The 24,908-nt window shown below is 55.8% G+C and carries 24 protein-coding genes and 4 pseudogenes; 13 read left to right on the forward strand and 15 right to left on the reverse strand.

The genetic code is table 11. From position 1 onward, the window contains the following. Window positions 1-22: 22 nt before the first annotated feature. The 9 genes from rlmC to nfsA all read right to left on the reverse strand — a co-directional run bounded on the left by rlmC (window position 23) and on the right by nfsA (window position 8,634). Entirely contained in the window at window positions 23-1,150 is a 1,128-nt protein-coding gene (gene rlmC / locus ACZ6J2_RS09530) for a 23S rRNA (uracil(747)-C(5))-methyltransferase RlmC (protein WP_471725558.1), read from the reverse strand. 40 nt (window positions 1,151-1,190) lie between these two features. Beyond that, window positions 1,191-1,697 carry a YbjO family protein gene (locus tag ACZ6J2_RS09535; RefSeq protein WP_471725560.1) on the reverse strand — a complete coding sequence of 169 codons (507 nt, stop codon included), beginning with the start codon at window positions 1,695-1,697 and terminating at the stop codon, window positions 1,191-1,193. A gap of 31 nt (window positions 1,698-1,728) precedes the next feature. After that, window positions 1,729-2,574: a putrescine ABC transporter permease PotI gene (potI, locus tag ACZ6J2_RS09540; RefSeq protein ID WP_023310934.1), complete on the reverse strand. Its 846-nt coding sequence runs from the start codon at window positions 2,572-2,574 to the stop codon at window positions 1,729-1,731. Beyond that, window positions 2,571-3,524 carry a putrescine ABC transporter permease PotH gene (gene potH / locus ACZ6J2_RS09545; protein ID WP_061715675.1) on the reverse strand — a complete coding sequence of 318 codons (954 nt, stop codon included), beginning with the start codon at window positions 3,522-3,524 and terminating at the stop codon, window positions 2,571-2,573. Before potH ends, potI begins: the two co-directional genes overlap by 4 nt. Window positions 3,525-3,533: 9 nt before the next feature. After that, window positions 3,534-4,667: a putrescine ABC transporter ATP-binding subunit PotG gene (gene potG / locus ACZ6J2_RS09550; RefSeq protein ID WP_024907855.1), complete on the reverse strand. Its 1,134-nt coding sequence runs from the start codon at window positions 4,665-4,667 to the stop codon at window positions 3,534-3,536. A gap of 143 nt (window positions 4,668-4,810) precedes the next feature. After that, window positions 4,811-5,923, reverse strand: a complete 1,113-nt coding sequence (gene potF, locus ACZ6J2_RS09555; RefSeq protein WP_471725562.1) for a spermidine/putrescine ABC transporter substrate-binding protein PotF — start codon at window positions 5,921-5,923, stop codon at window positions 4,811-4,813. Window positions 5,924-6,274: 351 nt separating this feature from the next. Beyond that, the gene (locus tag ACZ6J2_RS09560; protein ID WP_014169308.1) at window positions 6,275-6,751 is read right to left on the reverse strand and encodes a YbjN domain-containing protein; all 477 of its coding nucleotides are present in this window, start codon (window positions 6,749-6,751) and stop codon (window positions 6,275-6,277) included. A gap of 188 nt (window positions 6,752-6,939) precedes the next feature. Further along, window positions 6,940-7,842: a 30S ribosomal protein S6--L-glutamate ligase gene (rimK, locus tag ACZ6J2_RS09565; protein WP_471725563.1), complete on the reverse strand. Its 903-nt coding sequence runs from the start codon at window positions 7,840-7,842 to the stop codon at window positions 6,940-6,942. Between the two features lie 69 nt (window positions 7,843-7,911). Beyond that, entirely contained in the window at window positions 7,912-8,634 is a 723-nt protein-coding gene (nfsA, locus tag ACZ6J2_RS09570) for a nitroreductase NfsA (protein WP_045403691.1), read from the reverse strand. 184 nt (window positions 8,635-8,818) lie between these two features. Here nfsA and ACZ6J2_RS09575 point away from each other — a divergent pair, with 184 nt between their 5' ends. Beyond that, window positions 8,819-9,088, forward strand: coding sequence for a GrxA family glutaredoxin (locus tag ACZ6J2_RS09575; RefSeq protein WP_006809455.1), 270 nt, complete (start codon window positions 8,819-8,821; stop codon window positions 9,086-9,088). A 30-nt stretch (window positions 9,089-9,118) separates the two neighbouring features. On the opposite strand, the gene ACZ6J2_RS09580 is transcribed toward ACZ6J2_RS09575, so the two are convergent. After that, window positions 9,119-9,493 (reverse strand): inner membrane protein YbjM, encoded by a 375-nt coding sequence (locus ACZ6J2_RS09580; RefSeq protein ID WP_471725565.1) that lies wholly within the window; start codon window positions 9,491-9,493, stop codon window positions 9,119-9,121. A 273-nt stretch (window positions 9,494-9,766) separates the two neighbouring features. Here ACZ6J2_RS09580 and ACZ6J2_RS09585 point away from each other — a divergent pair, with 273 nt between their 5' ends. Continuing rightward, window positions 9,767-11,452 carry an aspartate:alanine antiporter gene (locus ACZ6J2_RS09585; protein WP_014169303.1) on the forward strand — a complete coding sequence of 562 codons (1,686 nt, stop codon included), beginning with the start codon at window positions 9,767-9,769 and terminating at the stop codon, window positions 11,450-11,452. Window positions 11,453-11,706: 254 nt separating this feature from the next. Here the strand turns inward: ACZ6J2_RS09585 and ACZ6J2_RS09590 are convergent. Further along, window positions 11,707-11,916 (reverse strand): annotated as a pseudogene (locus tag ACZ6J2_RS09590) (DUF3800 domain-containing protein); the annotation flags it as partial. 387 nt (window positions 11,917-12,303) lie between these two features. Here ACZ6J2_RS09590 and ACZ6J2_RS09595 point away from each other — a divergent pair. Continuing rightward, window positions 12,304-13,317 (forward strand): GTP pyrophosphokinase, encoded by a 1,014-nt coding sequence (locus tag ACZ6J2_RS09595; RefSeq protein ID WP_159513732.1) that lies wholly within the window; start codon window positions 12,304-12,306, stop codon window positions 13,315-13,317. Window positions 13,318-13,357: 40 nt separating this feature from the next. On the opposite strand, the pseudogene ACZ6J2_RS09600 reads toward ACZ6J2_RS09595, so the two are convergent. Further along, window positions 13,358-13,527: pseudogene (locus ACZ6J2_RS09600) on the reverse strand (phage portal protein); the annotation flags it as partial. A gap of 90 nt (window positions 13,528-13,617) precedes the next feature. Here ACZ6J2_RS09600 and ACZ6J2_RS09605 point away from each other — a divergent pair. From ACZ6J2_RS09605 to ACZ6J2_RS09625, 5 genes and pseudogenes are all read left to right on the forward strand, one after another. After that, a pseudogene (locus ACZ6J2_RS09605) lies at window positions 13,618-13,960 on the forward strand (tyrosine-type recombinase/integrase); the annotation flags it as partial. 182 nt (window positions 13,961-14,142) lie between these two features. After that, complete coding sequence (locus tag ACZ6J2_RS09610; protein ID WP_047648241.1) at window positions 14,143-14,463, forward strand: metalloregulator ArsR/SmtB family transcription factor; 321 nt, start codon at window positions 14,143-14,145, stop codon at window positions 14,461-14,463. A gap of 40 nt (window positions 14,464-14,503) precedes the next feature. After that, a pseudogene (locus ACZ6J2_RS09615) lies at window positions 14,504-15,792 on the forward strand (arsenic transporter). 12 nt (window positions 15,793-15,804) lie between these two features. Further along, window positions 15,805-16,236 (forward strand): glutaredoxin-dependent arsenate reductase, encoded by a 432-nt coding sequence (gene arsC / locus ACZ6J2_RS09620; RefSeq protein ID WP_121425692.1) that lies wholly within the window; start codon window positions 15,805-15,807, stop codon window positions 16,234-16,236. Window positions 16,237-16,354: 118 nt separating this feature from the next. After that, entirely contained in the window at window positions 16,355-17,125 is a 771-nt protein-coding gene (locus ACZ6J2_RS09625; protein ID WP_471725566.1) for an SDR family NAD(P)-dependent oxidoreductase, read from the forward strand. Here ACZ6J2_RS09625 and ACZ6J2_RS09630 read toward each other — a convergent pair. After that, window positions 17,122-17,673, reverse strand: coding sequence for a TetR/AcrR family transcriptional regulator (locus ACZ6J2_RS09630; RefSeq protein ID WP_471725568.1), 552 nt, complete (start codon window positions 17,671-17,673; stop codon window positions 17,122-17,124). The two genes, ACZ6J2_RS09625 and ACZ6J2_RS09630, sit on opposite strands and share 4 nt — an antisense overlap. An 81-nt stretch (window positions 17,674-17,754) precedes the next feature. Between ACZ6J2_RS09630 and ACZ6J2_RS09635 the strand changes: the two genes are divergently transcribed. Together ACZ6J2_RS09635 and ACZ6J2_RS09640 are read left to right on the forward strand one after the other, a co-directional pair. Continuing rightward, window positions 17,755-18,969, forward strand: a complete 1,215-nt coding sequence (locus ACZ6J2_RS09635; RefSeq protein ID WP_471725570.1) for an MFS transporter — start codon at window positions 17,755-17,757, stop codon at window positions 18,967-18,969. Beyond that, a complete protein-coding gene (locus ACZ6J2_RS09640) occupies window positions 18,959-19,771 on the forward strand; it encodes a Cof-type HAD-IIB family hydrolase (protein WP_193940165.1) in 813 nt (270 codons plus the stop codon). The genes ACZ6J2_RS09635 and ACZ6J2_RS09640 overlap by 11 nt, the downstream gene beginning before the upstream one ends. Before the next feature lie 67 nt (window positions 19,772-19,838). Here ACZ6J2_RS09640 and ACZ6J2_RS09645 read toward each other — a convergent pair whose 3' ends face one another. Continuing rightward, window positions 19,839-21,071 carry an MFS transporter gene (locus tag ACZ6J2_RS09645; RefSeq protein WP_257258240.1) on the reverse strand — a complete coding sequence of 411 codons (1,233 nt, stop codon included), beginning with the start codon at window positions 21,069-21,071 and terminating at the stop codon, window positions 19,839-19,841. 168 nt (window positions 21,072-21,239) lie between these two features. Here ACZ6J2_RS09645 and ACZ6J2_RS09650 point away from each other — a divergent pair, with 168 nt between their 5' ends. The 3 genes from ACZ6J2_RS09650 (at window position 21,240) to deoR (ending at window position 23,411) form a co-directional block, all read left to right on the forward strand. After that, window positions 21,240-21,968 (forward strand): phosphatase PAP2 family protein, encoded by a 729-nt coding sequence (locus tag ACZ6J2_RS09650; protein ID WP_339276906.1) that lies wholly within the window; start codon window positions 21,240-21,242, stop codon window positions 21,966-21,968. A gap of 7 nt (window positions 21,969-21,975) precedes the next feature. Further along, a complete protein-coding gene (gene ybjG / locus ACZ6J2_RS09655; RefSeq protein WP_033145031.1) occupies window positions 21,976-22,584 on the forward strand; it encodes an undecaprenyl-diphosphate phosphatase in 609 nt (202 codons plus the stop codon). 68 nt (window positions 22,585-22,652) lie between these two features. Then, on the forward strand, window positions 22,653-23,411 hold the full coding sequence (gene deoR, locus ACZ6J2_RS09660; RefSeq protein ID WP_471725573.1) for a DNA-binding transcriptional repressor DeoR: 759 nt from the start codon (window positions 22,653-22,655) through the stop codon (window positions 23,409-23,411). Between the two features lie 97 nt (window positions 23,412-23,508). Here the strand turns inward: deoR and dacC are convergent, their stop codons facing one another. Then, the gene (dacC, locus tag ACZ6J2_RS09665; RefSeq protein ID WP_159513722.1) at window positions 23,509-24,714 is read right to left on the reverse strand and encodes a serine-type D-Ala-D-Ala carboxypeptidase; all 1,206 of its coding nucleotides are present in this window, start codon (window positions 24,712-24,714) and stop codon (window positions 23,509-23,511) included. Window positions 24,715-24,908 lie beyond the last annotated feature (194 nt).

The raw sequence follows: 24,908 nt of genomic DNA on the forward strand, positions 1-24,908 counted from the left end.
GGGGGAAGAGTTCACATTTTGTTTAAGATTTCACGAGCAACGTCAGCACTTCGTAATGCGCGGTATGCGGGAACATATCGAAAAGCTGAACGCGTTCAATGCGGTAGCCCGGCAGGCTGGCAATGTCTTTCGCCATGGTCTGGGCGTTACAGCTGGAATAGACGATGTACTCGGGTGCCATCTGGCTCAGATAGTCGCACAGCGCCTTGCCGATGCCGCGGCGCGGCGGGTTGACCAGCACCAGCTCCGGCACGTTGCCCTGGCCGGTCGCAAACTGCGTGGAGTCGAGCGCCTGGAAGTGCAGATTCGTTAACCCCAGCCCGGCGGCGGACTGCTTCGCGCAGGCAATCGCTTCGGCAGAGATCTCAATGCCGGTGAGCTGCATCTCTGGCGTGGCGCAGTGCAGGCCAAAGCCGCCCACGCCGCAGAAGAGATCCCACATATGATGGACATTTAACGCACGTACCCAGTCGCGGGCGGTGGCGTACAGGCTGCTTGCCACGGTCGGGTTGGTCTGGAAGAAGCTTTGCGGGCGGATCCACAGCGGCACGCCGTTGAAGCTTTCTGCCAGCGCGTTCTGGTCGGTGAAGAAAATCTCTTTCTCCCCCTCCATGATCGCCATATGCACCGGCTGAATATTTGCGGTAATGACCTTCAGCTGTGGCAGCTGTTCCTGCAGCCACGGCAGCGCCGCGCACAGCTGCTCCAGCTTGGCTTCCGAGCGCAGCACGAAGCGCAGCATCATGCCGCGGTCGAGTTGGCTTTCCGTCAGCAGAAGGTATTTCAGCTCGCCGCGCCTGCGGGCGACGCTGTAAGGCGTTAATCCCGCACGCGCGATAAACGGTTTCAGCGCGGCAAAAACGGGTTCAAACGAGGCGGGATACAGCGGGCAGCCGGTCAGGTCTTCCGGCGTGCCGTCGCGGTGCAGCATCCCCAGCAGCGGTTTCTCCACGCTGCCGCTGACCACCATCTTGGCTTTATTACGAAAGCCCTGCTCCGGGCCGCTGACGGGTGCGCACCACCCGCCCACCGCGTGAGCTGCCAGCAGCTGTTGCAGGTCGGCCATTTTGGCGGTGAGTTGTTGAGAGACCGGCTGTTCTATCCACTGACAGGAGCGGCAGCGTCCGGCGTCATAGAGTGCGCACTGCATATGAAAACCTTAAGAATTACGAGGGCTGCGATTATACACATTATTGCAGGCGGAAGAACCGCCGACTGGAGGCGGGGATAAAAAGCAGGAACAGAACCAGCATATCCGGCAGTTTTTGCATAAACAGCGCGCGCAGGATCTCGCGTTTGGATTCACCGGCAATGCTGAACAGCTCCGGATAGCCATAGCCCAGCGAGGCGGCCCACAGATAGCTGGCGGCGGTCACCTGCGTAAGCAGATACACCCAGCGCGCCCAGTTGCGCCCTTTGACCAGCGAAAAGGCGCAGTATATCTCAATAAACACCAGCACCAGGCTGCTCAAAAAGACCAGCGTCAGATTCCACGTCTGCACGCTGCGGTGAATGAATTCACCGATGCCGCGTACGCCCAGGGTGTTCAGAATCATCAGCACGTCCAGGCAGCGGATCATAATAATGGCGAGCGCCGCCACCTGAACCAGAGCAGGTACGTTAGGACGCGCGTGCGTAGTACGTGATTTTTTTAATAATCCCAATGTTTTACTTCCCTGAAAACAGTGCCGCGTCATGCGCGGCACTTCACTGGAAATTTTAAATCCTTCAGCCGCGTCTTGCACGCTGGATATCGCGCACGCGCTGTTTTTCCGCGCGCGCCATCAAATACCAGGCGATAAATCCGACAATTCCGACCACGCCGAGGATGATGGAAGCCAGGGCGTTGATCTCCGGGTTGACTCCCATGCGCACGCTGGAGAAGACCAGCATAGGCAGCGTCGTCGCGCCCGGTCCGGAGACAAAGCTGGCGATAACCAGATCGTCCAGCGACAGCGTAAACGCCAGCAGCCAGCCGGAGATCACCGCCGGCATAATCATCGGCAGGGTAATGATGAAAAAGACCTTCAGCGGCGTCGCGCCAAGATCCATCGCCGCCTCTTCAATGGAGCGATCCAGCTCGCGCAGGCGCGAGGAGATCACTACCGCCACGTAGGCCGTACAGAAGGTGACGTGCGCCAGCCAGATGGTGAGCATGCCGCGATCCGCCGGCCAGCCGATGGCGTGCGCCAGGGCCACGAACAGCAGCAGCAGCGCGAGACCGGTGATCACGTCCGGCATGACCAGCGGCGCGGTGATCATAAAGGCGAACCCGTTTGAGCCGCGAAAACGCCCGAAGCGCACCATCACCAGCGCGGCGATCGTGCCCAGAACGGACGCCATTGTCGCCGCCAGGGCGGCAATCGTCAGGCTCAGCCCCACCGCGCTCATCATCGCATCGTCGTGGAACAGCTCGCTGTACCAGCGCGTCGACCAGCCTGCCCAGACCGTCACCAGCTTGGAGCTGTTGAAGGAGTAGATCACCAGCATCAGCATCGGCGCATACAGGAAGGTAAAGCCGATAACCAGGATCGCTATCCGCCACGGGGAGCGCACTACCGGTAAGTTGTTCATCCGTGATCTCCCATCTGTTTCTGCTGATGCTTGTGGAACCACATGATCGGCACGATCAGCAGCAGGAGCATAACAATCGCCACCGCAGAGGCCACCGGCCAGTCGCGGTTATTGAAGAATTCCTGCCACAGCACGCGGCCAATCATAATGCTGTCCGGGCCGCCGAGCAGTTCCGGGATCACAAACTCCCCGACCGCCGGGATAAAGACCAGCATTGACCCGGCGATAATGCCGCCTTTGGTCAGCGGAACAATGACGCTGAAGAAGGTTTTTAACGGGCGGGCGCCGAGATCGAGCGACGCTTCCACCAGCGAATAATCAATGCGCGTCAGCGCCGTATAGATCGGCAGCACCATAAACGGCAGATAGGCGTACACAATGCCGATATAGACCGCGAGGTTGGTGTGCAGGATCGTCAGCGGCTGATCGATAACCCCAAGCCACATGAGAAAGTTATTCAGCACGCCGTTGTTTTTCAGGATCCCCATCCAGGCGTAAACGCGGATCAGGAACGAGGTCCACGACGGCAGGATCACCAGCAGCAGCAGGATATTTCGCGTCGACGGTTTGCTGTGCGCCACCGCCCACGCCAGTGGGTAGCCCATCACCAGACAGCAAAGCGTCGAGATCGCCGCCACCTGCAGCGACTGCAGATACGCTTCGAAATAGAGCGGATCGTCGGTGAGCTGCAGGAAGTTGCCGAGGTTAAGCGTCAGCGTCAGCTGCCCGTCGGCCCAGTCCAGCAGGTTGGTATAAGGCGGGATCGCCCGCGCCATTTCCGCCAGGCTTATCTTGAAAACAATCAGGAACGGCAGCAGGAACAGCAGGATCAGCCACACGTACGGCATGGCAATCACCAGCTTGCGGCCGTGTTTCATCTGCATGCGCGTCAGTAAACCGGCAATGGCGCCCGGCTTTTCTACGCGGGCTGGAGGTTCAAGTGTGCTCATGATCGCTCCTTATACCGTCAGCACGACGCAACTGTCAGCGTCCCAGCACAGGCGCACTTCGTCGCCCCAGGTCGGCTGCCCCTTGCGATAGCGATGTTCGTTCTGCAGCTGCGCGCTGAGCATCTGCCCACTTTTCAGGCGCACGTGGTAGATGGACAGATCGCCCAGATAGGCAATGTGCACCACTTCGCCCACGGCAAAGTTATAGCCATCGGCGGGCGGATCCTCACAGAGCATGATTTTCTCCGGACGCAGCGCGACGTAGACCGGCACGTTATCCACCACCGAGTTATCAGGATCGACCTTAAGCGGATGCTGCAGCCCCGGCGATTCGATAACCAGGCCATCCTCCTGACGATCTTTCAGCAGCCCTTCGAAGACGTTAACCGAGCCAATGAACTCCGCGCTGTAGCGGGTGGTCGGATGCTCATAAATCTCTTCCGGCTCGCCAATCTGCACGAACTTGCCGCGGTTCATGATCGCGATACGTCCGGCCATGGTCATGGCTTCTTCCTGGTCGTGGGTCACCATCACGCAGGTCACCCCCACGCGCTCGAGGATATCGACCACTTCGAGCTGCATACGGTCGCGCAGTTTTTTATCCAGCGCGCCCATCGGTTCGTCGAGCAGCAGCAGTTTCGGGCGTTTTGCCAGACTGCGGGCCAGGGCCACGCGCTGGCGCTGGCCGCCGGAGAGCTGATGCGGCTTACGCTTCGCGAACTCCTGCATGTGCACCAGGCTCAGCATTTCGGCCACGCGCGCGGTAATTTCGGCCTTCGGCAGCTTGTCCTGCTTCAGGCCAAAGGCGATGTTCTGCTCCACCGTCATGTGCGGGAACAGCGCGTAGGACTGGAACATCATGTTAATCGGGCGCTGATACGGCGGCACGCTGGAGAGATCCACGCCATCGAGCATGATTTGCCCGGCGGTGGGCTGTTCAAAACCGGCCAGCATACGCAGCAGGGTCGATTTACCGCAGCCAGAAGCCCCCAGAAGGGCAAAAATTTCGCCTTTATAGATAGTCAGGCTGACGTCATCCACGGCATGCTGGCCATCGAAAGATTTGGTGAGGTTACGAATTTCAAGAAGCGGGGTCAGCGCTTTACGGACTTTCGCCTGCGGGCGGGGGATCGCGTCATTCACGGGGTGTTCTCCGGCATAGATCAGTACTGGTGCAAACGCACCGTCAGGGTGCGCATCGCCGGGCGGCGCTAACGCTTGCCCGGCCTACGGGTTGTACAGGCCCGGTAGGCGACAGCGCCACCGGGCAACAATACCCAACGCCGTTATTTACCGCTTTTCACCTTGGTCCACGCGCGGGTACGCACGCGGTCAATTTTTGGATCCTGAACTTTTAGGGTGAAGAGCTTGGCGAACACATCCGCTGGCGGATAGATAGCCGGGTTATTGCGGATTTCTTCGCTTACCAGCGGCACGGAGGCCTTGTTACCGTTCGCGTAGTAAACGTGGTCGCTGATGTGGGCGATCACCTCAGGACGCATCAGGTAGTTGAGGAACTGATAGGCTTCGTCTCTGTTTTTCGCATCAGCCGGCATCGCGAAGACGTCAAAGAACGCCAGCGCCCCCTCTTTCGGGATGAAGTAAGAGACGTTCACGCCGTTCTTTGCCTCTTTCGCGCGGTTAGCCGCCTGCCACACGTCCCCTGCCCAGCCGATCGCGACGCAGATGTCGCCGTTCGCCAGGTCATTGATGTACTGAGACGAGTGGAAGTAACGAATGTTTGGACGCAGCTTCAGCAGCAGATCGGTCGCCGGGCCGGTATAATCATCGGCTTTACTGCTGTTCGGGTCTTTGCCCAGGTAGTTCAGCACGGTCGCGAAAATCTCTTCCGGCGCATCGAGGAAGGAGACGCCGCAGCTTTTCAGCTTCTCAAGGTTTTCCGGCTTCAGCACCACGTCCCAGCTGTCCAGCTTGACGTCCGGGCCCAGCACCGCTTTGACTTTATCCACGTTGTAGCCGATACCGGTGGTCGCCCACAGGTAAGGCATGGCGTATTTGTTGTCCGGGTCATGCTTCGCCACCAGCTTCAGCACTTCCGGATCGAGGTTTTTCCAGTTCGGTAACTTGCTCTTGTCCAGCGGCTGGAAGACGCCTGCCGTCAGCTGGCGCTCAAGGAAGCTTGCAGAAGGCACCACGAGATCAAACCCGGTGCTGCCCGCCATCAGTTTTCCTTCCAGCACTTCGTTGGAATCGAATACGTCGTAGACCACTTTAATGCCGGTCTCTTTTTCAAAATTCGCCACCGTGTCCGGCGCGATATAGTCAGACCAGTTGTAAACGTGCAGCGTTTTTTGTTCCGCAGCGAGCGTGCCGGCAGAGACGGCCATCAGAGCACCCGCAACCAGACCCGATAACCATTTTTTATTCAAGGCGATCATATCTTTATTCCTTCTGAAAGCTCGTTAACAAACGAACTAAAACTGTGCAATCTGAAGATATGCAATAATCATGCATAGTTTGTCGCTCTGCCCAAAATAAAAAGAAACCTCTTTACCCGGCAGCTTCCGCTCGCTTTTTTAAGCATCGCAAGAATAACTGTAGCCCGTGTCTCCGGCTATAGCCCAGACGAAAAAACGCCTTTTATCAATTTTTTATGCAGGTTATGTCTACGTGATAAGCCGAAACGGCCTTCAGGGAGGTGAAAAATTCTTTAAAGAAAGGTTAAAAGCAGCAGAAAAAATGGCCTTCTGCAGCCGCTATGGCAGCGACTGCGCAAAAGTCAGACAGGCTTAGTGAAGAAAATTGGGAGATGCATCATTATTCTCTGCATCATCTTCCGCGCTATACAGCAGATGGTGTGCATTGGCTTCCATCATGACCATGGAAATTTGCTCTTCGCTCAAGCGCATAAACCAGGAGAACTGCTTGAACGACAGCCCGGCACCGGAGAATAAAGACTGGCAAACGACCAGTTTTGGCAGATTATCATCCTGTATGTCGAGAAATGCTTTCACCGTCAAAGAACTGGCGTTGATCGCTGACAGGTCGGAGGCCAGCGCCAGCAGCGCGGACGGCTTCACTTCGGCCAGCGCGGAGAAAAGGATCACGTCGTTAATGAGATCGATTTTGGCATCGAAAATGCCGTCGAAATTCTGCATATGAGGCAGATGCAGCGCCTGGCAGGAATCGCATTCGAAGAACGTAATTCCGGCATCATCAAGCCATTGACGTAACGTATCCAGTGTAGGTACGACCTGTAAATCCATCGCTGTGCAGCCTCTTAATTAAAAACTTCGCATATACCCGTCATACTTCAAGTTGCATGTGCGTTGGCTGCGCTCGTTCACCCCAGTCACTTACTAATGTAAGCTCCAGGGGATTCACTCCCTTGCCGCCTTCCTGCAACTCGAATTATTTAGGGTATAGATTACGCAAAAAGTGCGTTCAATACCATTTAACCGCCCGTTTTCAGACAGTAGCCCGGCGTGGCATGACGCTCGATCCATGCGATCATTTTACCTGCAATATCGACACCTGTGGTTTTTTCCACGCCTTCCAGCCCCGGCGAGGCGTTCACCTCCATGACCAGCGGCCCGCGCGTCGCCCGCAGAAGGTCAACGCCCGCCACGTCCAGCCCCAGGGTTTGCGCCGCTTTGACGGCAATTTCCCGTTCGCGATCGCTGATATCCGCGATTCTTGCAATGCCGCCCCGGTGAAGGTTAGAGCGGAAATCGCCCTCTTTCGCCTGGCGCTCAATGGCCGCCACCACCTCATTGCCGACCACAAAGCAGCGAATATCGCGCCCTTTCGCCTCTTCGATGTACTCCTGCACCAGAATGTGGGCATTGAGGCCCCGAAAGGCGTCAATGACGCTCTCTGCCGCCTGACGCGTTTCCGCCAGCACCACGCCAATGCCCTGCGTGCCTTCCACCAGCTTAATCACTAAAGGCGCGCCGCCCACCATGTCGATAAGATCGCTGGTGTCGTCCGGTGAATGGGCAATACCCGTGACGGGGAGATCGATCCCCTGACGGGCGAGGAGCTGCAGCGAGCGCAGCTTGTCGCGGGCGCGCGAAATGGCGACGGATTCGTTGAGCGGATAGCTGCCCAGCATCTCGAACTGGCGCAGCGCGGCGGTGCCGTAATAGGTGATCTGGGAGCCGATGCGCGGGATCACCGCATCAAAGTGCGGCAGCTTGCGGCCTTTGTAGTGAATCGACGAGGCGGACGGGTCAATGTTCATATAGCAGGACATCGGGTCGAGGATCTCAACCTGATGCCCGCGTTTCGCCGCCGCGTCTCGCAGGCGCTTACATGAATAGAGCGTTCCATCCCGGGACAATATGGCAATTTTCACCCTGCACCTCTCTGAAGACATGGAAAAAGCCTGCATATCATATACGCAGGCAGGCGCAGGCGGAATGGACTATCGCGTCGCCCAGCCCTGTTTGTGCAGATAATCAAGAATAAACGGGCGGTTTTCTTTAATGATGGTGCGACGAATATGGTCAGTCCAGGTATCCCGACGGTTATTGCTGCCGCGCGTCAGGTAGTAGTTCGCCAGTTCTTCGTCATATTGATTCAGTACGTCCTGATCGACCGGCTGGTAGTGGTTTTCATGCACCAGCATCGCCGCAGGAATGCGCGGCTTCAGATCCGGGTTATCCGCCGGCCAGCCGAGACACAGGCCAAACAGCGGCAGGACGTGTTTTGGCAGCTTCAGCAGCTCGGTCACGCTTTCAATGTTGTTACGCAGGCCGCCAATGTAGACGCCGCCTAACCCCAGCGACTCCGCCGCCGTAAAGGCGTTTTGCGCCATCAGCGCGGTATCCACCACGCCCAGCAGCAGCTGTTCGGCCAGCCCCAATTCGGCCTCAGGGCAGATCTGCAGGTGGCGGTTAAAGTCGGCGCAGAACACCCAGAACTCTGCCGCCTGGGCCACATGCTTCTGCCCGCCGGTCAGCGTCACCAGCTGCTCGCGCATGGCCGGGTCGGTGATGCGGATAATGGAGCTGCACTGCAGGAAGCTGGAGCTGGAGGTCGCTCTGGCGCTGTTAATAATCGCTTCGCGCTGCGCCTCGGTAATTGGCTCATCGGTGAAGTGGCGAATGGAGCGGTGGGATGTGAGCAGGTCTATGGTTGGCGTCATCTTGTCTCTCTTTGTCTTGCTTAAACCGTATGGCAGCCAGTATAGGCAATGTTTTGCGCGGTGTAATTGGCGAAACATAGCCTGACTGTATCAAAGCGACAGGCGAAACCTTCTTTAATGGCGGCAGGTTATCGGGCACTATATGTCCTATTCGCCGTCAGGCTTGTTTTTTGAGGAGAGAGAAATGTTTGCAGTAATTTTTGGTCGTCCAGGGTGCCCTTACTGTGTGCGCGCGAAAGAGCTGGCTGAGAAACTGACCGAAGAGCGCGATGACTTCAACTTCCGCTACGTGGATATCCATGCGGAAGGCATCACCAAAGCGGATCTCGAAAAAACCGTCGGCAAGCCGGTTGAAACCGTACCGCAGATCTTCCTCGATCAGAAACACATCGGCGGCTGCACTGACTTTGAAGCCTACGCCAAAGAGCATCTGGGCCTGTTTGCCGCCCAGTAATGCGAAGACGCCCTCACCCGGAGGGCGTTTTTATTTGTGGTGCCGTCGATGCTTAATCAGGCTGCACACAAACAAATAGCACAGCGCGCCGAGGGCGCACCAGAAGACGCCGCTCATCAACCACGCCAGCTCCTGCCAGAAACTTCGCGTTGACACATACAGCATGCGCATCAGCAGCAGACACAGCGGTGCCGCCAGCATTGCGCCAATAAGCGGCTTGACCACCTCCCCTTTACGGGAAAGAAAACTGGCTGCCGCTCCCGGCAGGGTAAAAAAGAGCAGCCCCAGCTCCGGGTGTCCGGCAGCCCTGAATGCCCCCTTCACATTAAAAGCGAGCGACATGCACACGACGGTGAACAGCAAAAAGCAGCTGATCACCCCCGCCCAGTTTCGTTTAATGTTCAAACTATCCTCCTGACTTATCTCTATCAAATATACCTTCGTCGGGTAGACGCCCAGTCAGATAAAGCAGTGCGGCAATCCTTGCCAAAGTACGCACAGGGTGATGCGATAATCAGTAGCTGTCAGTAGCTAATGCGATTAAACTACACGCCAGCTAATGTTTTAGGGAATAAAGCAGGAAACAGGGAGCGTTAATGCCTTTCCCTGACCCAGAAAACAGTAGCCCAAAAAGTCCTTTCATTCAACAACTTACTGGTAAACAAGAAGTTAGCCTCCGTGAATATAAACGTCGCAGACTTGTTAAATGGGAATTACATCCTGTTATTATTTGTGGTACTGGCGCTGGGCCTTTGCCTGGGTAAATTGCGCCTGGGTTCAGTTCAACTTGGTAATTCCATTGGCGTTTTAGTCGTCTCCTTATTATTAGGCCAGCAGCACTTCAGCATTAACACGGACGCGCTCAACTTAGGCTTTATGCTGTTTATTTTTTGTGTTGGCGTGGAAGCGGGACCGAATTTTTTTTCAATTTTCTTCCGCGACGGCAAAAATTATCTGATGCTGGCGCTGGTGATGGTCGGCAGCGCGCTGCTGATCGCGTTAGGGCTGGGTAAACTGTTTGGCTGGGATATCGGGTTAACGGCCGGTATGCTGGCAGGCTCCATGACCTCCACCCCCGTCCTCGTGGGTGCCGGTGATACCCTGCGCCATTCCGGCATGGCCGGCGCGCAGCTCTCTACCGCCCTCGACCACCTGAGCCTCGGCTATGCCCTGACCTATCTGATTGGTCTGGTGAGCCTGATCGTTGGCGCGCGCTACCTGCCAAAACTTCAGCACCAGGATCTGCAGACCAGCGCCCAGCAAATCGCCCGCGAGCGCGGTCTCGATACCGATTCCAAACGTAAAGTCTATCTCCCGGTGATCCGCGCCTATCGCGTCGGGCCAGAACTGGTGGCATGGGCTGACGGCAAAAACCTGCGCGAGCTGGGGATTTACCGCCAGACGGGCTGCTATATCGAGCGCATCCGCCGCAACGGCATTCTGGCGAACCCGGACGGCGACGCGGTGCTGCAGATGGGCGACGACATCGCGCTGGTGGGTTACCCGGACGCCCACGCCCGTCTCGACCCGAGCTTCCGTAACGGCAAAGAGGTGTTCGACCGCGACCTGCTCGACATGCGTATCGTCACCGAAGAGATCGTGGTGAAAAACCATAACGCCGTAGGCCGCCGTCTGGCGCAGCTGAAGCTGACCGACCACGGCTGCTTCCTCAACCGCGTGATCCGCAGCCAGATTGAGATGCCTATCGACGACAACGTCGTGCTCAACAAAGGCGACGTTCTGCAGGTCAGCGGCGACGCACGACGCGTGAAAACCGTTGCCGACCGCATCGGCTTTATCTCCATTCACAGCCAGGTCACCGATCTGCTGGCCTTCTGCGCCTTCTTTATCGTTGGCCTGATGATCGGGATGATCACCTTCCAGTTCAGCAACTTCAGTTTCGGCATCGGTAACGCCGCCGGGCTGCTGTTTGCCGGGATCATGCTGGGCTTCCTGCGAGCGAACCACCCGACCTTCGGCTACATTCCGCAGGGCGCGCTGAACATGGTGAAAGAGTTCGGTCTGATGGTCTTTATGGCAGGCGTCGGCTTAAGCGCGGGAAGCGGTATCGGCCACAGCCTGGGCGCCGTCGGCTGGCAGATGCTGGTTTCGGGACTTATCGTCAGCCTGGTGCCGGTGGTGATCTGCTTCCTGTTCGGCGCCTACGTGCTGCGCATGAACCGCGCCCTGCTCTTCGGGGCGATGATGGGCGCGCGTACCTGTGCGCCAGCCATGGAAATCATCAGCGATACCGCGCGCAGCAACATCCCGGCGCTGGGGTATGCGGGCACGTACGCTATCGCTAACGTGCTGCTGACGCTGGCGGGTACGCTGATTATCATCATCTGGCCTGGACTCGGATAACTCCTAAGTTTGCGTGTGGTGAAATTATTTTCGTTACGCGCAGAACTTTTTTATCAGGGGGGAGTCATAACTAGTGCCACTGCTTTTCTTTGATGTCCCCAATTTGTGGAGCCCATCAACCCCGCCGTTTTGGTTCAAGGTTGATGGGTTTTTTGTTGTCTGAAATTTACCACCCATTAAATCAACCACTTATATAACCAATTTCCTATGTATGCCGACAGAGTGGCGGCAGCGCTTTTGCTATGGCGACAACAAGCCGCATTTCGCTTTGAATGAGCTTTTTGCCACTTTATTTCATCGCTACATTTATACTTTTCCTTAAGCTCACGAATGATGTGCACTAAGTCTCCACGCCTCTAATACTTCACCCACTGACTACCAAATCCATAAAATCATTGACCATCTATGTCCAATTCATCACAGGCTGCATGCCATATCAGCTTTCTAGGTTCATTCGCTTCCATGCTTTTCCTTCATGAGTGAAATTTCAGGTGCAGATTTTGATTTAACCACATCACTAAGCAGTTGATAAGAAACATTTTTAATTTGTATATGAGAATGCTGTTCAACGCTAATTTGTGACTTGCCTCAATGGGGCTTCCTGAAGGCTGTAGCTGGGTTACTATGCATCGTAAGCGCCGAATTGCACATGGATTCGCATGATCTAAATAGGATCGCAGCGGGTCGGAACAGTCAGTGCTCGCACAGTCTCGGGTCCGTCATGCACCTACATGAAAACCACTGCATAAAGTGGGCAGGCATGGCGGGGATACGAACGCGCGCAAAGGCCTTTAAACCTGACCTATTTATCGGATAAGATATAAAATTCACTATTATTTATGGATGACTATATGAACGAAGAAGAATTAGAAAGTGAATATAAAAAAACGATCGGTGCTATAGATGATTTTAGAAAAAATGTACTTGAGCAACTAAGTAATCTCATTATTTCATCGCAAGTACCTCTTGGTATCAATCTAGAGTCAAGAGTTAAGGATTGGTTGTCAATACGTAATAAAATAGAAAGGAAAGAATTAAAAATAATCACAATTCATGATATTAGTGATTTAATTGGCTTTAGGATTATACTTTTATTTAAAAGAGATTTGGATGTTGTTTCAGATATTATAAAAAAACATTTTGACGTCATAAGTGAAGAGGATAAATTTGATTCTTTAGAGGATAATAAATTTGGCTATCAATCTAGGCATTATATAATTAAAGTTCCAAGCGCGTGGTTAAAAGTTCCATCATTCAAACCCTTCAAAAACTACAAAGCTGAAATTCAACTGAGAACCCTATCTCAACATATATGGGCAGCAACTTCGCATAAACTTCAATATAAGAATGAAGATAGTGTTCCAATCTCTTTAAGACGAGCATTGAATCGTGCGTCAGCTCTATTGGAAGTTGTTGATCTTGAATTTGAAAGGATATTAATAGGCAGAGAAGGTTATGTTGAAACCCTCAACGAAAAATCAAAGAGCAATCTGACTCAAGATGAATTTCTTAATGTTGACAGTCTTAAGTTTATTGCTGATAAACATCTTCCAAAAGAAAATGCTAAAAGAATAGAGCCTTATGATGAACTTTTGAAAGAGTTATTATTGAATGATATCACTAAGGTCGATCAGTTGGCTAAAATACTCGATGAAAATAAAGAATTCTACCGTAAAAAAGAAATGGCTAGATTGCATGATGCGATGAACTCTTCCGGTGAGGATTGGTGGACTACCGGGCAAGATGAAGATGATACTGACGTCAGAGTAAATCGTGGGGTGTTTTTCTCACATGTAGGATTGATTCGGGTCGCAGTTGAAGAACATATCAAAAATTTAGGAGGTAAATATCGTCGTGTAGAATAGTTTTATTGTGAATGAGGCTGAAAATACAGCCTCATTCACATTACAATGTGTATTCATGGAATGTAATTAAACATTCCCCTAGCCATGTATTCAGCTCACCGATCCTTTTCTGTAAAGGTAGTAGTTCATTTCGAACAAAAACATTAGCCGCCTTCTCTACATTTTCCCCAACATTGCTCCGCATAATCCCCATCTCATCTGCGGCGGTACAGGGGGGCCATCATGTTGACCTGCTCCCCATTGATTAATACGCCACGATGTTAGTAATGTCTTCATAAGTCACATGAGGACATCCCCATGAAGAACCGCAGTATCCCGATCAGCAAAGAGCTGTTGAGGAAATCATGCCCTAGACGGCTTCAAGTTTTTTACAGATTGCTACTTCCAGTTTTTTGTATATGTTGGACAAAACCCCCATAGTGCTTTCGCGCGGCCAGCTTACCCACGTTCTGCGCCTTACGTTCGCAGCACACTTAATGATGTCTGGCGGCAATATCCTAGCCATGCAGAAAATCTTCGGCCATGGCGACATAAAATGATCATACACTATGCTCACCTGGCTCCTGACCACCTTGAAACAGCCCTGCACTTCATTTCATTAGCTACATTAAAAAGTGGCGGCAGCGGTTGCATTCCCCCGTAATCTTCACTTCTCGCCACAAAAATAAAATATTGATTTTCTTAAAAATAATTATTTTTGCTAACCAATTTACATAAATGGTTTTTTGTTGCCTAAAATTCCCCTTATTCAAATCTCACCTTCTCTCACGCCATCAAAACACATATGATTAAACGCATATAAAAATCGCACCTGCAGGAATCCCCATGCTCCACCCGCTCCAGCTCTTCAAAACCCTCTCCGACGAAACGCGGCTCGCCATCGTCATGCTGCTCCGCGAAGCGGGCGAGCTGTGCGTCTGCGATCTCTGCTCCGCGACCGCCGAGTCGCAGCCGAAAGTCTCACGCCATATGGCCCTGCTGCGCGAATCCGGGATGGTTATCGATCGCCGTGAGGGGAAATGGGTCCATTACCGTTTGTCCCCGAACATGCCTGCGTGGGCGGCAACCGTTATCGACAACAGTTGGAACTGCCTGCGGGAAGAGACGCGCATGAAGCTTAAAAACCGACTTTCAGGCTCGTGCTGACAACAACACATTCACAAAAACAGATATAACGGAGTAAGCGATGTTTCTGGCAGGGGCTATTTTTCTGTTTACGCTGGTACTGGTCATCTGGCAGCCCAGGGGGCTCAGTATCGGCTGGAGCGCCAGCATTGGTTCCGTGCTGGCGCTGACCAGCGGCGTGATTCACATTAACGATATACCTGTGGTGTGGAATATCGTCTGGAACGCGACGGCAACGTTCATTGCCGTCATCATCATCAGCTTGCTGCTGGATGAGTCCGGCTTTTTCGAGTGGGCGGCGCTGCACGTTGCCCGCTGGGGAAACGGTCGTGGGCGATTGCTGTTTACGTATATCGTGTTGCTGGGCGCAGCCGTGGCGGCGCTGTTTGCCAATGACGGTGCGGCGCTGATCCTGACGCCTATCGTTATCGCCATGCTGCTGGCACTGGGGTTCAGCAAGCAGGCCACGCTGGCGTTTGTGATGGCAGCGGGTTTTATCGCCGATACCGCCAGCCTGCCGCTGATTGTGTCCAACCTGGTCAACATCGTATCGGCAGACTTCTTTAAGCTGGGGTTCAGCGAATACGCCTCGGTGATGATCCCGGTAGATATCGCCGCGATTGCCGCAACGCTGGTGATGCTGCATCTCTTCTTTCGCAAGGAAATTCCCCCGGAATATGACCTGACAAAACTTCGCGAGCCCGCGCGGCCATACACGACCTCCCGACGTTCAGAACGGGCTGGATCGTCCTGCTTCTTCTGCTCGTCGGTTTCTTCGTGCTGGAACCTCTCGGTATTCCGGTGAGCGCCATTGCGACCGTCGGCGCGCTGATTTTATTCGCTGTCGCAAAACGCGGACATGCGATAAACACCGGAAAAGTGCTGCGCGGCGCGCCGTGGCAGATCGTTATATTCTCGCTGGGGATGTATCTGGTGGTGTATGGCCTGCGCAACGCCGGGCTGACGGAATATCTCTCAGGCGTACTGGATAGCCTGGCCGGACACGGGCTGTGGGCCACCACGCTGGGTACCGGGTTCATCACCGCGTTTCTGTCATCCATAATGAACAATATGCCCACGGTGCTGATTGGCGCGCTCTCCATTGATGGCAGTACGGCGACGGGACCGATCAAGGAAGCGATGATTTACGCCAACGTGATTGGCTGCGACCTGGGGCCGAAAATCACGCCTATCGGCAGCCTCGCCACCCTGCTCTGGCTCCACGTGCTGGCGCAGAAGAACATGACGATCACCTGGGGCTACTATTTCCGGACGGGCATCGTTATGACGCTGCCGGTCCTGTTTGTGACGCTCGCCGCGCTGGCGCTACGTCTCTCCTTCACACTGTAATGAGCCACTGATATGAGCCACATCACCATTTACCACAACCCGGCCTGCGGAACCTCGCGCAACACGCTGGAGATGATCCGCAACAGCGGCACGGAGCCAGAGATTATCCTTTATCTGGAAACCCCGCCGTCGCGCAATAAGCTGACCACCCTGATTGCCGATATGGGCATTTCGGTGCGGGACCTGCTGCGTAAAAACGTGGAGCCCTATGAGCAGCTCGGCCTTGCCGAAGATACGTTCACCGACGAGCAGCTTATCGATTTTATGCTGCAACACCCGATCCTGATTAACCGTCCGATCGTGGTAACGCCGCTGGGCACCCGCCTGTGCCGCCCTTCTGAAGTTGTCCTCGACATTCTGCCCGATGTGCAGAAAGGGGCGTTTACGAAAGAGGATGGCGAAGCCGTCGTGGACGCCAGCGGGAAAAAAATCTCGCCAAAGTAACCCATTGAAAATGGCGCAGTAAGGCCTGCCAGCCGCATACCCCACCCATCGGCCAGGTTGCATCAGCCGAAACCCGGCACATACTTTTGAGGGTTGATCCTGGTGAGGGTATGCAGGTATGGGCTTTAAAAACAAAACCGCCATCATCTTCGGCGGCAGCGGCGCCATCGGCAGTTCAGCGGCGCACGCTCTGGCGCGTGAAGGGGCGGATGTGTACCTCGCCGCGCGTGACCACGCCAGGCTGGAGCAGGTCGCCAGCCGTATTCGCGCCGCCGGAGGGTCTGCCAGCACGTTTATTTTCGATGCTCTCGACGACTCCTCGCGGCTCCCGGACCTTGCCCGCATAGATATTGTCGTCAACGCCACGGGCTTTATGCACGATCAGGGTAAACGCCTTGAGGCGTTAACGCTCGGCGAGTTCAGGCAGGGTTTCGACCCCTTCCTGGCCGCGTACTTTAACATTGCGAAAGCCATGTCGCCCCGTATGGGCGGCGAGCATGGCGGGACCATAATTACCGTCGTCGCCCCCGCCGCCAACATGACAATGGCGGGCCACCTCGGGCATATCGTCGGCTGCGCGGGAACGGAGGCCTTGACCCGGGCGCTTGCGGCTGAACTGGGGACACACAATATTCGCGTGCTGTGCGTGCGTTCACACGCGATAGCCGACGCGGTGCAGGCGGGTTCGTATGTGGGGACCATTTTCACCGCCAAGGCGCAGGCGATGGGGATTACGGTTGAGCAGTTTCTCGGCGGTGCCGCGCAAAGTACCCTGACGCATAACCTGCCTACGCTGGCACAGGTGGCAGACACGATTACGTTTCTGGCATCAGATGCGGCAGGCGCCATCACGGGAACCACCGTCAATATGACCGCGGGCGCAACCTAGCGGCCGTTCTCGCCCGCAATCCTGCCCACCATCGCCCGGATCTCTTCGCGGGTTAACGGCGCCCGGTCGGTGACATAGTGCAGCGTCATCCCTTCGATAAACGCGTCCAGCGCGCGGGTGGTGACAGGGTCGAACCACTGCTCCAGCGTGGTCTGGCTCATCCTCATCCAGTCCTGCATCACCGTTTTGAGCGCCGCGCTGCGGTGCATAAAGGCGTAGAGCTGATACATCAGCGCCATGTTGTGCGGCGTGGTCACCTGGGAGCTGTGGATCAGCGTGGTGATAGATTCGCACGCCATTTCCGGCCCGGTGACGCCGGCAAAGAAATCCCGGTACTGCTGCGACATCTGCCGGGTAAACCACGTGAAGGCCTCCTCCAGCAGCGGCTCCATGCCGTCGAAATAGTAGGTCATCGACCCCAGAGGCACGCCCGCGCAGGTGGCGATTTTACGGTGCGTGACGGCGTGAATACCGTGCTCGGCAATGGTATCGAGCGTTGCCTGCAGGATCTTCTCCCGTCGATGCGGATCGTTCGGTGGTCTGCTCATAAATTCCTCACGTGGTTTGTGTACAAATGTACACAAACTTGCTAGTGTTGTCGCTATTGTTGTACTTCTGGTGCTACCCCAATGACGCTGACCTCTCCCCGTAAAGCCCTGCAGCGACGCCTGTGGGCGCTGTTTATGTTCTTCTTCATTCCCGGCCTGCTGATGGCCTCCTGGGCCACGCGTACCCCCGCCATTCGCGATATTTTGTCCGTTTCTACCGCTGAGATGGGCATCGTGCTGTTCGGCCTGTCGATAGGCTCCATGAGCGGCATTCTCTGCTCCGCGTGGTTGGTTAAGCGTTTCGGTACTCGGGCGGTGATCCGCACCACCATGTGCTTTGCCGTGTTCGGGATGGGGATACTGAGCGTGGCGCTGTGGTTTGCCTCGCCGGTGCTGTTCGCCCTGGGCCTGACGGTATTTGGCGGCAGCTTCGGTTCGGCTGAAGTTGCCATCAACGTTGAAGGGGCGGCGGTCGAACGTGAGATGAACAAAACCGTGCTGCCGATGATGCACGGTTTTTACAGCCTCGGCACGCTGGCCGGTGCGGGCGTGGGGATGGCGCTGACGGCCACCGGCGTGAGCGCGAACCTGCATATCCTGCTGGCGGCGCTGGTGTGCATCATTCCGATTCTGACCGGCATCCGGGCCATCCCGGACGGCACCGGTAAGAACTCCGCTGACGAACAGCACTCGGCCGAAAAAGGGCTGCCCTTCTACCGCGATTTTCAACTGATGCTGATCGGCGTGGTGGTGCTGGCGATGGCGTTCGCGGAAGGTTCCGCCAACGACTGGCTGCCGCTGCTGATGGTAGACGGTCACGGCTTTAGCCCAACCTCCGGCTCGCTGATTTACGCCGGGTTTACGCTGGGGATGACCGTGGGTCGCTTCACCGGCGGCTGGTTTATCGACCGCTACAGCCGCGTGGCGGTGGTGCGCGCCAGCGCCCTGCTGGGCGGCCTGGGTATAGCGATGATCATCTTTGTCGACGTGGACTGGATTGCCGGGGTCTCGGTGATCCTCTGGGGACTGGGCGCGTCGCTCGGCTTCCCGCTGACCATTTCAGCCGCCAGCGACACCGGCCCGGATGCCCCGACGCGCGTCAGCGTGGTGGCAACCACGGGTTATCTCGCCTTCCTGGTCGGGCCGCCGCTGCTCGGCTTCCTCGGCGAGCACTACGGGCTGCGCAGCGCCATGCTGGTGGTGTTAGGGTTGGTCATCATCGCGTCGCTGGTGGCGCGCGCGGTGGCAAAGCCGGAAACGAATCAAACGACACTGGAGAAGGGATATGAGCGTTAAACTGATCGCCGTCGACATGGATGGTACTTTTCTGAGCGATGCCAAGACCTATAATCGGCCGCGCTTTCTGGCGCAGTACGCCCGCATGAAGGCGCAAGGCATTCGCTTCGTGGTCGCCAGCGGCAACCAGTATTACCAGCTGATCTCGTTTTTCCCGGAGATCGCGCATGAGATTGCGTTTGTCGCCGAAAACGGCGGCTGGGTCGTGAGCGAAGGTGAAGATGTCTTTAACGGTGAACTGTCGAAAGCCCATTTCGAGACCGTCGCGAACGTCTTAAACGACGTTCCGGGCATTGAGATCATCGCCTGCGGGAAAAGCAGCGCGTACACGCTGAAATGCTATGACGAGGGCTTTAAGGATATCGCGGCGAAGTACTATCACCGTCTCGAAATGGTGAGTGATTTTGACAACCTGAACGATATTTTCTTCAAGTTCGGGCTTAACGTGTCTGACGATGAAATTCCGCGGATTCAGGCGCTGCTGCATGAAAAGCTGAGCGACATCATGGTGCCCGTCACGACCGGTCACGGCAGTATCGACCTGATCATCCCCGGCGTGCATAAAGCCAACGGTCTGCGGATCCTGCAAAAGCGCTGGGGCATTGACGACAGCGAAGTGGTGGCCTTCGGCGACAGCGGCAACGACGTGGAGATGCTGCGTCAGTCCGGGTTCAGCTTTGCGATGGCGAATGCCAGACCGCATATTAAAGCGGTGGCGCGTTTTGAAGCGCCGCACAATAACGATGAAGGCGTTTTAGACGTGATTGAGAAGGTGTTGAACGGGGAGGCGCCGTTTAATTGACCGCGGGCGATCTGGTGCCCTCGCCCCTCACCCTGGCCCTCTCCCCAAAGGGGAGAGGGAAAAAAGATTATGGTTGCAGGGCGTTTCCGACGCGTTTGTCTTTCAGGAACACCACCATCAGGCCAACCCACAGCGCGCCGTTGGCGAGGTTAAACAGGCTGAACAGCCCGTTGCCGCCCATCGCGTAGGCATGCTTGCTCACTTCGATACCGACGGTAAAAATCAGCATCTGCAGCATCCCCATCGCCGCTGACACCGTGCCTTTACTCATCTCGCTGGCAAACAGCGTCAGGCGTACCAGCCCGGCGTTGGCCACGCCAATTCCGAAGGCATAGAGGCTGAGCCCCGCCGTCATCCACAGGTAGGCGTGGGATGACGCGACGGTCGCCACCGCAGCCAGAATCAGCCCTGCCGCAATCGGCCAGCCGCCCATGATAATCAGTGAACGCACGGTGCGGCGTGACGTCAGGCGAGCCAGCACCAGGTTCCCGATAATCAGCGCGCCAAAGATCGGCACCTGCAGCAGGCCATACTCGTAGCTGCTGAGCTTTTCACCGCTGATGATAATGACCGGCGACTGCGCGATCCAGGCCAGCAGCGGCAGGCTAACGAACCCGGTCGCCAGCGCGCCCGCCACAAAGCGGCCGTTCTTCAGCACTTCTTTGTAATCCCGACCCAGCTCTTTCAGCGAGAGTTTCTCGCCGATGCGGGTAGCCGTTTCCGGCATCGCACGGTGCAGGCCAAAGAACGCGAAGGCGGCGAGAAGCGCAAAGAGCACAAACATCCCTTCCCACGGCGCAACGTGCACCCACGCGGCACCCACCAGCGGCCCGAGTAAGGGGGCGATCAGCGCCACGTTCGCCATCAGCGCGGTAATCTTGATACACACCGCCTCTTCAAACGACTCCTGAATGGCGGCATACCCCACGGCGCCGATAAAGCACAGGCTCACCCCCTGCAGGAAGCGCAGCAGGGTAAATTGTTCAATGTTTTGCGCCAGCAGCGTGGCGAGACAGGTGACGATGAACCACACCACGCCCGTCAGCATCACCGGACGGCGGCCAATACGATCCGACAGCGGCCCTAACAGCCACTGTAAAAACATGCCGCCGGCCAGATAGGCGGTCATGGAGGTCGGTACCCACTCAATTCCCGCGTTGTACTGCGCCACAACGGTCAGCATACCGGGCTGGATCATATCGTTGCCGATATAGGTAGAGAATTCGTAGAGCACCAGACACAGGGGGAAAAGCAACGCCTGACGACCCAGACGTGAACCAGAAGAAGAACGGTTTAACATGCAATCTCTTAATAATGACAAAATCGCGACGAGTTTAATGAAATGCCGCAGCCCGAGATAGTGATTTATCGAGGATAAACAGAAATAAAGCACATATCGTCTTCGTTTAAGGTTTCCTTAAGTTGACAGTTTTATGATAGCCCGATTACTTGTCAACGATCCCAAATTATGGCACTCACCTCCAGCCGTTCAGAATTGTCTAACTTACAGACAAATAAGACAAAACGACTTTACCGCTTGCCGACCCGCTTTTATGGTTATCAGCTTTTCGTACTGATCGCCCTTGCCGTGCTTTTCACCTGGCTATCGCGCAATGAAGCGCTCGACAGATGGATCACCGGCTTTTGGTATGACGCGGCAACGCAGAGCTTTCCGCTGCAGAAGGACCACCTGCTGGATCTGCTGAACCACCGTCTGGCGAAGTACATTGCCATCGCCTTAGGCGCCGTGGCGCTGTTTTACGGCGCCTACAAGCGTAACGCAAGGCTGGTCACGGCGGCGCTGCTGATGGGCGTTGGCGCGCTGGTGGTGGGTGTGCTGAAAAGCGTGAGCCATCACAGCTGCCCGTGGGATCTGGTGGAATATGGCGGTAAGGCTATGTCTTATCCCCTGTTCAGCGCCGTCCCTGCTGACAGCGGTCCGGGGCGCTGTTTCCCCGGCGGTCATGCCTCCAGCGGCTTTATGGTGATGGGGCTGTTTTTTGCCTTCTGGCGCGAGCGTCCGCGTCTTGCCTGGTGCTTCGTCGCGCTGGGCGTGGTGTTAGGTCTGGCGATGGGCTATGGCCAGGTCATGCGCGGGGCGCATTTTTTCTCTCACAACCTGTGGGCCGGGTGGTGGGTCTGGTTTTCCCAGGTGGTGGTCTACGGACTTGTTTCCACCCGGTTTGCTAAAGAGTGATAACGCTATGTTAGAGAATCTGAATTATCAGCTGTTTTATCTGATCAACGCCACGCCAGCCTCGCCTGAGTGGTCGATCGATTTTGCCACCTTTCTGGCAAAAGATCTGATCAGTATCGTGCCTGCACTGGCTGCGATTCTCTGGCTGTGGGGGCCCCGCAGCCAGGTGAAGGCGCAGCGCCAGCTGGTGATTAAAGTGGCGATGGCACTCGGGGTAAGCGTACTGCTGAGCTACATTCTGGGTCACGCCTTCCCGCACGATCGTCCTTTTGTCGATCATGTCGGCTATACCTTCCTGCACCACGCGCCGGATGACTCGTTCCCGAGCGATCACGGTACGGTGATCTTCACCTTCGCGCTGGCTTTCCTGTTCTGGCATCGCCTGTGGTCTGGTGCGGTCCTGATGGTGGCGGCCCTGGCAATTGCCTGGTCTCGCGTTTACCTGGGCGTTCACTGGCCGCTGGATATGGTGGGCGGTTTCCTGGTCGGGCTGATTGGCTGCGTGAGCGCGGCTATCCTGTGGAGCCTCTTCGGTGAAGCGCTCTACCGCACGCTGTCTTCACTCTATCGCGCCATTTTCGCTATCCCGATCCGCAAAGGCTGGATACGTGACTAACCCCAACCTGACAGGTTACACTTGAACCCCCGCCCTGCGGGGGTTCACTTTTTTTATCCCGAGGAACTATGGAAACACGTCGCGATGACCGCATTGCTCAGCTGCTACAGGCGCTGAAGCGCAGCGATAAGCTGCATCTTAAGGAAGCCGCCAGCCTCCTCGGCGTCTCAGAGATGACCATTCGTCGGGATCTGAACAGCGAAAGCGCCCCCGTCGTGCTGCTGGGCGGGTATATTGTGCTTGAGCCGCGCAGCGCCAGCCATTACCTGATCAGCGACCAGAAGACGCGCCTGGTGGAAGAGAAACGCAAAGCCGCCCGGCTTGCGGCCTCACTGGTACAGCCGCACCAGACGCTGTTTTTTGACTGCGGAACGACCACGCCGTGGATTATCGAAGCCATCGACAGCAGCATTCCTTTCACCGCCGTGTGCTACTCCCTGAACACCTTTCTGGCGCTTCAGGAGAAACCCGAGTGCCGGGTGATCCTCTGCGGCGGTGAGTTTCACGCCAGCAACGCCATCTTTAAGCCGCTTAACCTGCAGGACACGCTCAGCAATTTATGCCCGGATATCGCGTTTTATTCCGCCGCAGGCGTCAACGTGCGTCAGGGCGCGACCTGCTTTAACCTGGAAGAGCTGCCGGTGAAACACTGGGCGTTAAGCGCGGCGCAGTATCATGTGCTGGTGGTCGATCACAGCAAGTTTGGCAAGGTGCGTTCGGCAAGAATGGGCGAGCTGGCGCAGTTTGACGCCATCGTCAGCGACTGCCGCCCGGACGACGAGATTGTGGCCCACGCGAAGGCGCAGCAGGTGAAGTTGATGTATTAAGAGGGGTGCGGTCTGATGCCCTCACCCCGGCCCTCTCCCACAGGGAGAGGGAGAAAAAACGTAGGCCGGGTAAGCGCAGCGCCACCCGGCAAAAAACTTAGCTAAACCAGCTGCCAAACCACCCGTGGAATTTCATCATCACGAAATCCCACATCCGGCTGAAGAAGCCGCCCTCTTCCACCGCTTCCATCACAATCAGCGGACGCTGTTCAATCGACTTACCGTTTAGCTGGAAATCAATCGTCCCGACCACCTGGCCTTTTTTCAGCGGCGCCGTGAGCTGCGGGTCGGTCAGGGTAAAGCTGGCCTTCAGGTTTTTCAGCTGACCGCGCGGAATGGTCACGGAACCGGCCTCACCAGCGCCCAGATTCACTTCGCTCTTGTCACCGAACCAGACGCGCTGGCTGACGAAGGTGGCATCCGGTTTAATCGGCGTCACGGTTTCATAGAAGCGGAAGCCCCAGGTCAGCAGTTTTTCTGACTCATTAAAGCGAATACGGTCGGTTTTGGTGCCCAGCACCACCGAAATCAGGCGCATGTCGCCCTGGGTCGCGGAGGCCACCAGGTTATAGCCCGCGCCCGCCGTGGTGCCGGTTTTCATCCCGTCCACGTTAACGTTGCTGCTCCACAGCAGGCGGTTGCGGTTCGGCTGGCGGATTTTATTGAAGGTAAACTCTTTCTCTTTATGGATGGCGTATTCATCCGGCACGTCGTGGATCAGCGCTTTTCCCAGCAGCGCCATGTCGCGCGCGGTACTGAACTGTCCCGGCGAATCCAGACCGTGAACCGTTTTGAACGTGGTGTTGGTTAAGCCCAGTTTCTGCGCGTAACCATTCATCAAGCCAATGAAAGAATCCTGGCTGCCGGCAACGTAATCGGCCAGCGCGATGCACGCATCATTTCCCGACTGAATAATTACCCCTTTGTTCAGATCGGAAACGGAGACCTGATCCCCCGGCTTCAGGAACATCACCGAAGAGCCCCGCAGCGCCGGGTTGCCGGTCGCCCAGGCATCCTTCCCGATGGTGACCATATCGTCCAGCTTGATCTTGCCCGCTTTCAGCGCCTGGCCGACCACATAGCTGGTCATGATTTTGGTCAGGCTTGCCGGATCGAGTTTCTCATCCGCATTCCCTTCCGCCAGCACTTTACCGCTGGAATAATCCATCAGGATCCAGGCGCGCGCATCCACAGGCGGCGCTTCGGGCGCAGCCTGTTCAGCTGCGTAGAGCGTTGGTGCAAACAGGAAAAGGAGCGCAGAGCCTGTCGCAAGGCTGCGCAGAGAAGTCATTTTACGCGTCATAAATGCCACCCGAGTGTCCATTCAAAAATTACGTCACATCACCGTGTCGCAAGAAGCGATGAGTAATAGCGCACTAAAACGGTTAAAGAAACCCAACGAGGGTAAAGTTATTAAAGTTTATGCAATAACATTCAGATACGCTTTGATTCAGACGATTTTTTTGTCTTCTGTTGCGTAATTGTTAGGTTTATCTC

The sequence above is a fragment of the Enterobacter sp. E14S genome (assembly GCF_055666685.1).